Below are 12,062 nucleotides of genomic sequence, written 5' to 3' on the forward strand. Positions count from 1 at the left end.
CATTCTCGTCCACCGACGCCGCGGGGCGTGGGACCAGGGTGCCGCCGTCGGACCGCCCGGGCGCGCGTCCGCCCGGTTAGGGTGCCTGCGTGTCCAGCCACCGCGGGCCGAGCACGGACGGTCGCCGGCGGGTGCGCGCCGGCCGCGCGTTCGCCCTGGTGTGCGTCCTGGTCGGCGTCGCGTCGGCGTGCACGGCCGGCGACACGTCCAGGCCGGCCGCTGCCAGGCCGACGGCGAGCACGGCTGCGCCCGCGCCCACCGACCCCTCGGCGGCGGACGTCCGCACGAGGGGCCTGGCCGTGACCGCCAACGGAGTCAGCGCCGCCGCGGTCCCGGACGCCTCCGTCACCGCCGACGCGAGCGCCGACCCGGACGGCTCCGCCCACCTGCACCTCGTCGTCAGGGGCGGCGGTGAGAGCGGAGCACCGACCTCCACGCCCGCCAGCCCCGCGGCCTCCGCACCGCCCGCCGTGCCGCTGGCGTGGCTCACCGGTCCGGCCGGCTCCACCGCCGCCGTCCTCGAGGACGGCTCGGCGGTGGTCTCCGCCTCCGACGGGTCCTTCCTGCTCGGGCTCAGCGCACCGACGCCGAGCGCGCGGTTCACCGTGGTCGGCACGCCGGCGGCGGTGCTGCGGATCGACCGCGTCACCGGCAGCGGGCTCGGGGTCACGGCCCCCGACGGGCCCGTGACCACCTGGCTGTCCGGCACCGCGGTGCTGGCGGCGAGCTGGGGCGAGGCGGAGGGCGGCCGCTCGCTCGAGATCACCCCGAGCGAGTGGGCCCGCAGCGGCACGCTCGCCGCTCAGCAGGCGCTGTGGAGCCAGCTCGTCGCGCAGCACCCCGACGCGAACAGCCCGACGATGCACGAGCAGCTGCTGTGCCACGTGCTCGGTGCGGCCGGCAAGTCCACGTGGCACATCGAGCCGTGGCGGCCTCAGGTCGACGCGCTGACGATGCTGCGCACGCGGTGCAACCCGACGGCTGCCGACGTCGTGACCCCGCCTGCCCCCACCGCTGCCGGCTGACGGCGCGCGGCCGCTGCGGACGACCCGCAGGTCAGCACCGCGCAGGTTCAAGCGCGCGCAGGCTCAGCCCCGCGCAGGCTCAGCCCCGCACGTGCCGCTCCGGCACCGCCGCCTCGCCGGACGCCCGCTGCGCCCGGTTCCACGCCCGCGCCTCGTCCTGCCGCACCTGCTCGGCACCCGAGGCGATCGCGGCGCGCAGGTGCTCCGGTCCGTAGCCGAACGCGTCCACCAGGTCCTGCGCGTGCGGACGCAGCCGCACCAGCAGCCGGTCGATGTACGACGACACCGTGCGGGCCCGGCCCGCGGACAACCGCCCGTGGATCAGGTACCAGGCGAGGTGCCGCTCGACGAGCGTGAGCCCGAACAGGTCCCGCAGCCGGGTGAGCACCCGGCGGGTGCCGGGGTCGTCGACCGTGGCGAGGGCCCGCGTGAACGCCTCCCACTGCACGCGCTCGGCATGAGCGCGAGCCGCCTCGATCAGCTCGTGCTGATGAGCCTCGAACAGCGCTGCTGCCGCAGCGGGCGGCAGGCTGCGCGCCGGCGCGAGGGCGGCGGCAGCCTCGGCGACCATCGTCTCCACCCGGTCGGTCAGCAGCTGGCGCTGGGTGGACTCGTCGCGCAGCTGGCCCACCGAGCGGCGCGCGTCGCCGACGTCGGCGATCGTCTGGGCCGCGCGCACCAGCGGCGTGCGGTGCAGGGCGGCGTCCGCGGCCCGCTCGGCGACCAGTCGTGCCATGTCACCGGCGGAGTGCAGCTTCAGGCCCTTGGCGTAGTCGCCGAGCAGCCGCTTGGCCACCAGCTGGTACAGCACCGTGTTGTCGCCCTCGAACGTCACGTACACGTCCAGGTCCTGGTGCAGGCCGACCAGGCGGTTCTCGGCGAGGAAGCCGGCGCCGCCGCAGGCCTCGCGGCACGTCTGGATGGTGCGCATGGCCGCCCACGTCGACGTCGGCTTCAGCGTGGCGGCCAGCGTCTCGAGGTCGGCACGGGTGGCCGGGGTGTCCGCCCGGCCGGAGAACACGTCGTCGAACGCCGCGAGCAGCTCCTCGTGGGCGTAGGTCGCGGCGTAGGCCTCCGCGACCAGCGGGAGCAGCCGGCGCTGGTGCTCGCCGTGGTCCAGCAGCACCACCTCGTCGTCGTCCGCACCCGCGAACTGGCGGCGCTGGTTGGCGTAGGTGACCGCGATGGCGAGCGCGAGCTTGGCGGCGTTGGTGGCCGCGCCGTCCAGGGAGACGCGGCCCTGCACGAGCGTGCCGAGCATGGTGAAGAAGCGGCGTCCCGGGTTCTCGATCGGCGAGCTGTAGGTGCCGTCGGCGGCGACGTCGCCGTACCGGTTGAGCAGGTCACGACGAGGCACGCGGACGTGGTCGAACCACAGGCGGCCGTTGTCGATGCCGTTGAGCCCGCCCTTGAACCCGTCGTCCTCACCGCCGACGCCAGGCAGGAACTCGCCGGTGACCGCGTCGCGGATCGGCACGTAGAACGCGTGCACGCCGTGGTTGACCCGCTCGCCGCCGGGCGCCGCCGTGATCAGCTGGGCGAACACCACCGCGGCGGTGCCGTGCGTGGCGGCGTTGCCGAGGTAGTCCTTCCAGGCGCCGCGGAACGGCGTGTGGATGACGAACTCCTGCGTGGCGGCGTCGTACTCGGCGGTGGTGCCGATCGAGGCGACGTCCGAGCCATGGCCGGTCTCCGTCATCGCGAAGGCGCCCGGCACCTGCAGGAACATCGCGTCCCGCAGCAGCCGCTCGTGGTGGTCGGCCGTGCCGAGGTGCAGGATCGCCGAGGCGAACAGCCCCCACTGCACGCCGGCCTTGATCTGCAGGCTCGGGTCGCCGGCCACCAGCTCCTCGAACCGGGCCAGGCTGCCGCCGTGGTCGTCGGCACCGCCGAGCGCCGTGGGGAAGGCGCGCAGCACGTCGTGCTCCGCCACCAGGCGGCGCAGCTGGGACAGCACGCGCTCGCGGTGCTCGGCGTACGGCTGGCCCTCGATCTTCTGGAAGGCCGGGTCGGCGGCGACGGCACGGGCGCTGCGGCGCAGGTCCGCGTAGCGGCCCAGCAGGTGCTGCTCCAGCGTCGGGACGTCGACGGTCGCGTCCGCGGTGCGGGCGGTGGCCGGACGTTCGGCGGTGGTGGTCATGAGGTCTCCTTCATCGTCGAAGTGCCTGCTGTGGGATGGGCGGTGGTGCCGGGGCGCACGACGAGGCCGACGGGGCCGGCCCACAACCAGGTGGAGACGCGGCCGGCGAGCTCGCCCCGGCTCGGTGCGGCGGGTTCGTGGCGGTGCAGCAACCACCACTCCCCGGCGCCACGGACGAAGCCGACGGCGCCGGCAGCCCAGGCGGCGGCCAGTGCGGCCGCGCTGCCCGGTGAGTCGACGGACCGCGCGGCAACCTCGCGGGCGAAGGGGCCCGCCACCAGGGCGGTCACCTGGTCCAGGAAGTGCTCCACGGACCCGTCGCGGGTGACGAACGCGTACACCGAGGGCGACGACTCGATCATCTCCAGGTACACGTCCACCATCGCGCGGAGCCCCTCGCGGGGCGTGCCGTGCGCCGCGAGCGCGTCCGCGAGCGCGTCGCGGATGTCCCGCACGACGAGCTCGGCGACCGCCACCTGCAGCGCCGTCTTGTCGGCGAAGTACCGGTAGACGATCGACTTGGAGGTGCCGGCCGCCGCGGCGATCTCGTCCATGGAGATGTCCGGGCCGTCGTGGTGCACCGTGCGCCGGGCCGTCTGCACCAGCACCGCCCGCCGGGCCTCACGGTGGTCCGCCCACCGGGTGGCGCGACCGTCCGCCGGTGGGGCGTCCTCGCCCACCGCCCGAAGGCCCGTCGTCGTCGACTGGGTCGGTTCACGACCACTCACGAAACCGACGGTATCAGGTACCATCGGTTCCGGACAGATCCAAGGGACGAAGGTCCTCCTCCCGTCCCACCACAGCAGGCCCATCAGTGACGATGCGAGAGGACTTCTCCCATGGCCCGCACCCCCGCCCGGTCGTCCAGCCCCGCCCCGTCGACCGGCCCGCGCCCCGCCTACGTGCTCGGCGGCAACCGCGTCCCGTTCGCCCGCGCCGGCGGCCCCTACGCCCACGCGAGCAACCAGGACCTGCTGACCGCCGCGCTCGACGGGCTCGTCGCCCGGTACGGGCTGCAGGACGAGGTGATCGGTCAGGTCGCCGCCGGTGCGGTGCTCAAGCACTCCCGCGACTTCAACCTCACCCGCGAGGTGGTGCTCGGCTCCGCGCTCTCCTCCCGCACTCCCGCGGTCGACCTGCAGGAGGCGTGCGCCACGGGCGTGGAGGCCGTGCTGCTGCTGGCCAACAAGATTCGCCTCGGCCAGCTCGAGTCCGGCATCGCCGGCGGCGTCGACTCCGCGTCGGACGCGCCGATCGCCGTCAGCGAGGGCCTGCGCCGCGTCCTGCTCGACCTCTCCCGGGCGCGCACCGTCGGGCAGCGGGCCGCCGTGCTCGCCCGCCTGCGGCCCAAGGACCTGACGCCCAACCCGCCGCGGGTGGACGAGCCACGCACCGGCCTGTCGATGGGCGAGCACCAGGCGCTGACGACCGTCGAGTGGGGCATCACGCGCGAGGCGCAGGACGAGCTGGCGCTGGCCAGCCACCGCAACCTCGCCGCCGCCTGGGACGGCGGGTTCTTCGACGACCTGGTCACGGGCTACCGCGGGCTCACGCGGGACGCGAACCTGCGCACGGACACCTCGCTGGAGAAGCTCGCCGGCCTGCGGACCACGTTCGGCAACCACCTGACCGCCCCCGCGACGATGACGGCCGGCAACTCGACCCCGCTGACCGACGGCGCATCGACGGTGCTGCTGGGGTCGGCGCAGTGGGCGGCCGACCACGGCCTGACGCCGCTCGCCGCGGTGGTGGACGCCGAGGTCGCCGCCGTCGACTTCGTGCACGGCGAGGACGGGCTGCTGATGGCCCCGGCCTACGCCGCGCCTCGGCTGCTGGCCCGGCACGGCCTGACGCTCGACGACCTCGACTACGTGGAGATCCACGAGGCGTTCGCCGCCACGGTGCTGACCATCCTGGCGGCGTGGGAGTCGGAGCAGTTCGGCCGCGAGCGGCTGGGGCTGCCGGGCGCCTTCGGGTCGGTGAAGCGGGAGCGGCTGAACGTGCACGGCTCGTCGCTGGCGGCCGGGCACCCGTTCGCCGCGACCGGGGGACGGATCGTGGCGAGCACCGCCAAGGAGCTGCACGCCCGGCACGTGGCGCAGGTCGCCGCGGGCGACGACTCCCCGGTGCGGGCGCTCGTGACGGTGTGCGCCGCCGGGGGCCTCGGTGTCGCCGTGCTGCTCGAGGCGGCGTGACATGCCGGACACCTACCTGCAGCTGGTGAACAGCGGGCCGACGGCCACGCTGGCCAAGCGGTTGGGGCTGCCGCGGCCCGCCGTCCTGCGGCGGTACACGCCCGGCGCCCCGCTGGTCGAGGGGCCGGTGCTGGTGCTGGGGCGCGGCGACGACGCCGATGCGCTGGCACGGCTGCTGTCCGGGCCGGCGGGCGGCGCGGCACCAGGGGCCGGCGTCGAGATGCGCCCGACCGCCGGCGAGGTGCCGACCCTGCTCGACGGCTGGGACCTGGAGGTGCACCGGCACGCGGCGCCGGACGCCCGGTACGGCGCCGTCGTGCTGGTGCTCACGACCGTCGAGCGCCCGGACCAGCTGACCGAGCCGGTGCTCGCGGCCGCGGGCCCGATCAAGGGGCTGCGCAGCGGCGGCCGGGTGGTCACGGTGTCCCGGGCGGCCACCGCGGACGACGCCCCGGCGGTCGCCGCCGCCCGGCAGGGGGTGGACGGCCTGCTGCGGTCGCTGGCCAAGGAGCTGCGCGGCGGGTCCACCGGCAACGGCGTGGTGCTGACGGGCGAGGTACCGGTGACGGCACCGTCGGCGGTCGCCTCGCTCCGGTTCTTCCTGTCCCGGCGGTCGGCCTTCGTGGACGGTCAGCTGCTCGCCGTGGACTCGACCGCCGGCACGCTGCCGGCCGATTGGGAGCGGCCGCTGGACGGCCGGGTGGCCGTGGTGACCGGGGCGGCGCGCGGCATCGGCGCGGCGATCGCCCGGACGTTGGCGCGCGACGGCGCACACGTCGTCGCGGTGGACGTACCGGCCGCCGGTGAGCAGCTGACGGCGGTGGCCAACGAGGTACGCGGCACCGCGCTGCAGCTCGACGTGACGGCCGCCGACGCCGGGGAGCGGATCCTCGAGCACGTGCGTGCCCGGCACGGCCGGCTCGACGTGATGGTGCACAACGCCGGCATCACGCGCGACAAGCTGCTGGTGAACATGACACCCGACCGCTGGTCGTCGGTGCTCGCCGTCAACCTCGAGTCCCAGCTGCGGATCAACGAGGCGCTGCTGACCAGCGGAGACTTCACCGACGAGCCGCGCATCGTCGCCACCGCCTCGACGTCGGGCATCGCCGGCAACCGCGGCCAGACCAACTACGCCACCTCCAAGGCCGGCGTGATCGGCATGGTGCGCGCCACCGCTCCCCTGCTGGTGCCGTTCGGCGGGACGGCCAACGCCGTGGCCCCCGGGTTCATCGAGACGGAGATGACGGCGCGGATCCCCGCGCTGACCAGGCAGGTCGCGCGACGGCTCAACTCGTTGCAGCAGGGCGGCCTGCCGCAGGACGTGGCGGAGGCCGTCGCGTTCCTCGCCTCGCCGGCCGCCGGCGGCATCGTCGGACGGACGCTGCGCGTGTGCGGGCAGAACCTGGTGGGCCGGTGACCGGGGCGCTGCGGACCGTCGAGCTGCCGACGGTGCCACCGCTCGGCGACTCGTACCGGCACGCGCTGACCGCGGCCGCGGCCGGCGCGGTGGCGCGTCGCGCCGGGCGAGCCGGCCGGGGTGGCGCGACGACGGGGCTGCCCCACGTCTCGCTCAGCGCCCACGGCGTGCGGGCCGACGCCGACCGGCTCACCGCGTACCAGCACCTGGTGGGCGAGCCCGGCACAGACGTGCTGCCCGCCGGGTTCGTGCACGTGCTGGTGTTCCCGGTCGCGACCGCCCTGATGGTCCGCGACGACTTCCCGCTGCCGCTGCTCGGGCTGGTGCACCTCGCCAACCGCGTCGAGCAGCGACGGCCGCTGCGGCTCGGGCAGGAGCTGGACGTGCGGTCGTGGGCCACCGGGCTGCGCGCGCACCGGTCCGGGACGCAGGTGGACCTGGTCAGCGAGGTGGCGGCGGACGGCGTCACCGCGTGGCGTGGGGTGTCGACCTACCTGGCCAAGGGGGTGCGCCTGGCCGGGTCGGCCGGTCCCGCGCCGGAGCCGGGTTCAGCCCCGGCCCCCGCCGACGGCACCGGCTCGGGCTCCGGCACGGACGAGGCCACCGACCGCCGGCCGTTCGAGCCGCCCGTCCCCACCGCCTCCTGGCGGCTGCCCGCCGACACCGGCCGCCGCTACGCGGCCGTCTCCGGCGACGTGAACCCGATCCACCTGTGGGCACCGGCCGCCCGGGCGTTCGGCTTCCGCGGCGCCATCGCGCACGGCATGTTCACCGCCGCCCGGGCGCTGGCCGCCGTCGGTGCCGTCCGCGGCGAGTCGTTCACCTGGTCGGTCGACTTCGCCGCACCCGTGGTGCTGCCGACCACCGTCGCGGTGCGTGTCGCCCGCAGCGACCCGGCCACCGGCACGTCCGTCGCCGCCTCCACCGGCACATCCACCGGGACCGGTTACGACCTCATCGTGTGGGACCCGCGCCGACGCCGTCCCCACCTGACCGGCTCGGTCTCCCCGCTGCCGACCGCCTGACCCGCACCGCGACCGCCCGCACCGCGGACCCGACCGCCAGCAGCCCGACGCCGGCCGCCACCGCCCAGCCGGGCAGCGCCGTCGCGAGCGCCAGGCACCCGACCAGACCCATCACCGGCACCCATCGCGGTGCGATCCGGTCCGCCGCCGGCTGCGTCCAGGCCGCCGCGTGGCCGATGCCGTAGTAGAGCAGCACGCCGAACGACGAGACCACCAGCACGCCCGTCAGGTCGACCGTCAGCGTGAGCACCACCACCGTCACGCCGACCAGCAGCTCGGCCAGCCACGGCGCCCGCGAGCGCCCGCCGACGGCGGCCCACCGGCGCGGCAGGTCACCCTCGCGCGCCATGGCGAACGCCGTGCGGCTCACCCCGGCGAGCAGGGCGAGCAGCGCACCACCCGCTGCCGCGACGGCGGCCACCCGCACGGCCGGCACCAGCCAGCCGGCGGTCGCCGTGGCCGTGTCGAGCACCGGCGCGCGCGACCCCGCCGCACCGTCGACGCCGAGGACGTGCAGCACCGCGACCGCCACGGCGAGGTACCCGACCGCGACCAGGGCGAGCGCGATGCGGATGGCCCGCGGGATCGTCGTGCGAGGCTCACCCACCTCCTCGCCGAGCGTGGCGACGCGCGCGTACCCGGCGAAGGCGAAGAACAGCAGGGCCGCGCCCTGCAGCGTGCCGCGCACCCCGCCGGGCAGACCGTGGGGAAGCACGTCGCCCGGCAGCGCGTCGGCGTGCCGGCGCAGGGCGACGACGACGACCGTGACCAGCACCACCACCGCGACGGCGAGCAGCAGCCGCGCCGCCGCCGCCGTCCGCGAGACGCCCGCGAGGTTGACGGCGACGAGCACCACGACGATCAGCGCGGCCACCGGCCGGTGCCACGCCGCCGGAACCAGGTAGGCCGCGACCGTCCCCGCCATCACCGCGCACGACGCCGTCTTGCCCAGCACGAACGCCAGCCCCGCGAGGAACCCGGGCCACGGGCCGAGCCGCTCCCGTCCGTACGCGTAGACCCCTCCGGCGCGCGGCAGCACCGCCGCCAGCTGGGCGGTCGACGTCGCGTTGGCCCACGCGACCAGGGCCGCCACCACCAGGGAGACCAGCACCCCGCCGCGCGCGGCGGCCGTCGCGGGCCCCAGCACCACGAACACCCCGGCGCCGAGCATCGACGACAGCCCGATCACCACCGCGTCGGTGGTGCCGAGCCGTCGGTCGAGCGTCGGCACCTACGTCAGCCCCACGCGCTGCTCCAGGCCGGCCCGCACCGCCGGCCACTCGTCCGCCAGCACCGAGAAGTACGCGGTGTCCCCGCGGCTGCCGTCGGGCCGCACGCGGTGGCTGCGCAGCACGCCCTCGGCCGTCGCGCCGAGCCGCAGGATCGCCCCGATCGACCGGGAGTTGGCCGTGTCGGCGCGCAGGGCGACGCGCGCGAGGCCCCAGTCGTCGAACCCTTGGCTGAACAGGGCGAGCTTGCTGGCGGGGTTCACCGTGGTGCCCCACACCCGGCGCGCGTAGTAGGTGAACCCGATCTCGGCGCGGCCGGCGGCGAGCGTCACGTCGTACAACGAGGTGCTGCCGACCACCGCGCCGCTGGACTCCTCGACCACGGCGAACGCGTACCGGCCCGGATCGGCGTCCGCGGCGGCGATCAGGTCCAGCACGTCGTCCGGCGTGCGCGGGACGGGGCTGCTCATCCCGCGCCACATCGGCTCGTCCACCAGGGCGGCGAGCGCCGGGGCGTGCACGTCGGCGAGCGGGACCAGCAGGACACCGGGCGCGGTGAGGACCAGGGAGTGGCGCACATCGCGATGCTGCCATCCGGCACCCACAGCCCGCACCGGGGTTCCGACCCCCTGGCCCCTCGACGTCGGCGGGTCCCGGGCGGTCACGTCCCGCGGGCGTGGCACGGTGGTCGCGTGAGGCCCCAGCCGCTCTCCCCCGGTGCCGACCTGGACGGCGTGGACCTGGCGGACGTCGACCTGTCCGGCGCCGACGGGCACGACGCCCGCGTCCTGGAGTGCACGTTCACCGCCTGCCGGCTGGACGGCGTCCGCCTCGACGGCGCCCGGCTGGTCGACACGTCCTGGTCACGCGTGCGGGCCGACGAGCTGAGCCTCGCCCGCACCACCTGGTGGGACGGGACGCTGACCGACTGCCGGCTCGGCGCGGTGCAGGCCTACGGCTCCTCGTGGACGCGGGTGACCGTCCACGGCGGGAAGGTGGACTACCTGAACCTGCGCGAGTCCGAGCTGGTGGACGTGGTGCTCGACGGGTGCGTCGTCGACGAGCTCGCCCTGGGCGGCGCGACCGTCCGTCGGCTCGAGCTGCGCGGCTGCACGGTGCGCCGGCTCGACGTGACGGCGGCCCGGCTGGTCGACGTCGACCTGCGCGGCCTGCGCGGGCTGGAGCACATCGAGGGGGTCGCCGGGCTGGCGGGGTCGACGATCACCGGCGACCTGCTGCTGGAGCTCGCCCCGGCGCTCGCCGAGCAGCTGGGCATCCGGGTCGACTGAGCGCTCCGGGGTCCCGCGGCTCCGGACGAGCGGGTCCCGACGAGCGGGTCCCGACGAGCCCGCGTCAGACGGCCGGACCGCAGGCCGCCGCCGCGGTGGCCGCCAGGTGGTCCAGCCCCGGCACGTCGAGCAGCGGCCGCGGGTCGTCCGCCACCGTCCAGCAGCCGTCCACGACCGTGTACTCCGCGGCCGGCCCGTCCACCAGCAGCCGGTCCAGGGCCGTGACCAGGCGATCCACCGCCTCGCTCGTCGTCCCGACGCCGACCGACGCCCGCACCGCGCCGTCTGACGCGGACAGGTGCGCCAGCAGCGGGTGCGCGCAGAACCGCCCGTCCCGCACGCCGATCCCGTGCTCGGCGGACAGCACCGCCGCGACCAGCCCCGGGTCCAGGTCCGCGACCGTGAAGCTGACCACGCCGACCGGGTCCACCGAGTCCGGCCACACCCACAGCACCCGCACCCCGGGCAGCGCCTCGAGCCCGGCCACCAGCCGGGACCGCAGCTGCTCCTCGTGCGCCGTCAGTGCCCCGGCCGGCAGGGCGACCAGCGTCTGGCACGCCTCCGCCAGCGCCACCGCGCCCAGCACGTTCGGCGAACCGGCCTCGTGCCGCGCCGGTGCCGGCTGCCACAACGTCCGGTCCGGACGCACGTCGCGCACCGCACCGCCACCGGCCAGGTACGGCGTGCCCGCGTCGAGCCAGTCCCGCCGGCCGACCAGCGCGCCCGCGCCGAACGGTGCATACGTCTTGTGCCCCGAGAAGGCGACGTAGTCCGCGCCGCTGGCCGCCAGCGAGAAGCCGCGGTGCGGCACCAGCTGGGCTCCGTCGACGGCCACCCGCGCACCGGCCTCGTGCGCGGCCGCCACGACGGCGTCCAGCGGCAGCGACTCCCCGGTCACGTTCGACGCCCCCGTGACCGTGACCAGGGCGTACTCGTTGGCGGCGAGCTCGGCACGCAGCGCGGCCAGGGTCCCCGCGACGGTGGCCGCCACCGGCAGGATCGTGGTCCGGTGGCGGGCGCGGGCGGCATGCACCCACGGCAGCAGGTTGGCGTGGTGCTCCACGTCGAGCACCAGCACCGCGCCGGGCACCACGCCGGCCAGCAGGTTCAGGGAGTCCGTGGTGTTGCGCGTGATGATCGCGACGTCGTCGGCCCGCGCCCCGACGAACGCTGCGACCGTCGACCGCGCGGACTCGTACAGGGCGGTGGACACCTGGGAGAGGTACCCCGCCCCGCGGTGCACCGAGGCGTACAGGGGCAGTACCTCGGCGATCCGGTCCGCCACCGACTGCAGCGCGGGGGCGCTCGCGGCGCAGTCGAGGTTGGCGTAGACGACGCTGCTGCCGTCCACCAGCGGCACCAGGGTGTCGGCCCCGACGACGGGCAGCAGGGCGGGGATGTCGGTGCAGACGGGCGACGTCTCGAGCACGCTGGTCATGGCAGTCCTCCGGCGGGAGGGACCTCGGCGAGGTCCGCGCTTGCCCTCCGCCGGACGGCGGACGGCCCGGTCGTCACCCGGGGCACCCCGCCGCGGAGGGAGGGTTGCCGGCCAGCGAGCCGGGGCTTGCACGCCGCCTGCGGACCCGTGCGGGACCCCAGCCGGCGCTCGCTGGCGCTCATGACCGAGACGAGGTTCGGCGGCGCCCGGGCCCGCTGTCAACCGCCCACGCCCTTGTATCTCGTCATGCAAGACACTTCGTCCGCGCACTGGGACGGCGCTCCGCCCCGGGCATAGCATC

10 protein-coding genes and 1 riboswitch are annotated in these 12,062 nt (G+C 75.9%); of the genes, 5 read left to right on the plus strand and 5 right to left on the minus strand.

What is annotated here, in order from left to right; translation table 11 throughout:
* Positions 1-89 precede the first annotated feature (89 nt).
* Positions 90-1,025, plus strand: coding sequence for a DUF2599 domain-containing protein (locus tag N0B34_RS15165; protein ID WP_263731459.1), 936 nt, complete (start codon positions 90-92; stop codon positions 1,023-1,025).
* 79 nt (positions 1,026-1,104) lie between these two features.
* Here the strand turns inward: N0B34_RS15165 and N0B34_RS15170 are convergent, their stop codons facing one another.
* Both N0B34_RS15170 and N0B34_RS15175 read right to left on the minus strand, forming a co-directional pair.
* On the minus strand, positions 1,105-3,165 hold the full coding sequence (locus N0B34_RS15170; RefSeq protein WP_263731458.1) for an acyl-CoA dehydrogenase: 2,061 nt from the start codon (positions 3,163-3,165) through the stop codon (positions 1,105-1,107).
* On the minus strand, positions 3,162-3,893 hold the full coding sequence (locus N0B34_RS15175) for a TetR/AcrR family transcriptional regulator (protein WP_412175732.1): 732 nt from the start codon (positions 3,891-3,893) through the stop codon (positions 3,162-3,164). The genes N0B34_RS15170 and N0B34_RS15175 overlap by 4 nt, the downstream gene beginning before the upstream one ends.
* A 111-nt stretch (positions 3,894-4,004) precedes the next feature.
* Between N0B34_RS15175 and N0B34_RS15180 the strand changes: the two genes are divergently transcribed.
* From N0B34_RS15180 to N0B34_RS15190, 3 genes are read left to right on the plus strand one after another with little or no spacing between them, the layout of a single operon-like run.
* Positions 4,005-5,360: an acetyl-CoA C-acetyltransferase gene (locus N0B34_RS15180; RefSeq protein ID WP_263731457.1), complete on the plus strand. Its 1,356-nt coding sequence runs from the start codon at positions 4,005-4,007 to the stop codon at positions 5,358-5,360.
* A gap of 1 nt (position 5,361) precedes the next feature.
* Complete coding sequence (locus tag N0B34_RS15185) at positions 5,362-6,780, plus strand: 3-oxoacyl-ACP reductase (protein WP_263731456.1); 1,419 nt, start codon at positions 5,362-5,364, stop codon at positions 6,778-6,780.
* Positions 6,777-7,805 carry a MaoC family dehydratase gene (locus N0B34_RS15190; protein WP_263731455.1) on the plus strand — a complete coding sequence of 343 codons (1,029 nt, stop codon included), beginning with the start codon at positions 6,777-6,779 and terminating at the stop codon, positions 7,803-7,805. Before N0B34_RS15185 ends, N0B34_RS15190 begins: the two co-directional genes overlap by 4 nt.
* On the opposite strand, the gene N0B34_RS15195 is transcribed toward N0B34_RS15190, so the two are convergent.
* Both N0B34_RS15195 and N0B34_RS15200 read right to left on the minus strand, forming a co-directional pair.
* Complete coding sequence (locus tag N0B34_RS15195) at positions 7,735-9,036, minus strand: APC family permease (RefSeq protein WP_263731454.1); 1,302 nt, start codon at positions 9,034-9,036, stop codon at positions 7,735-7,737. The genes N0B34_RS15190 and N0B34_RS15195 overlap by 71 nt on opposite strands.
* Positions 9,037-9,612 (minus strand): GNAT family N-acetyltransferase, encoded by a 576-nt coding sequence (locus tag N0B34_RS15200; protein ID WP_263731453.1) that lies wholly within the window; start codon positions 9,610-9,612, stop codon positions 9,037-9,039.
* Between the two features lie 114 nt (positions 9,613-9,726).
* On the opposite strand from N0B34_RS15200, the gene N0B34_RS15205 reads away from it, so the two are divergent.
* Positions 9,727-10,323: a pentapeptide repeat-containing protein gene (locus N0B34_RS15205; RefSeq protein ID WP_263731452.1), complete on the plus strand. Its 597-nt coding sequence runs from the start codon at positions 9,727-9,729 to the stop codon at positions 10,321-10,323.
* Positions 10,324-10,387: 64 nt separating this feature from the next.
* On the opposite strand, the gene N0B34_RS15210 is transcribed toward N0B34_RS15205, so the two are convergent.
* A complete protein-coding gene (locus N0B34_RS15210; RefSeq protein WP_263731451.1) occupies positions 10,388-11,761 on the minus strand; it encodes an aminotransferase class V-fold PLP-dependent enzyme in 1,374 nt (457 codons plus the stop codon).
* A gap of 31 nt (positions 11,762-11,792) precedes the next feature.
* Positions 11,793-11,907: riboswitch (SAM riboswitch) on the minus strand.
* Positions 11,908-12,062: the final 155 nt, after the last annotated feature.

Origin of the sequence: Cellulomonas sp. SG140, assembly GCF_025770785.1 — a bacterium.
GTDB lineage: Bacteria > Actinomycetota > Actinomycetes > Actinomycetales > Cellulomonadaceae > Cellulomonas.

Excerpts from the sequence above, each read along its gene's own strand:
- N0B34_RS15170 (WP_263731458.1), bottom strand. The coding sequence starts at position 3,165 with ATGACCACCACCGCCGAACGTCCGGCCACCGCCCGCACCGCGGACGCG.
- N0B34_RS15180 (WP_263731457.1), top strand. The coding sequence starts at position 4,005 with ATGGCCCGCACCCCCGCCCGGTCGTCCAGCCCCGCCCCGTCGACCGGC.
- N0B34_RS15185 (WP_263731456.1), top strand. The coding sequence starts at position 5,362 with ATGCCGGACACCTACCTGCAGCTGGTGAACAGCGGGCCGACGGCCACG.
- N0B34_RS15210 (WP_263731451.1), bottom strand. The coding sequence starts at position 11,761 with ATGACCAGCGTGCTCGAGACGTCGCCCGTCTGCACCGACATCCCCGCC.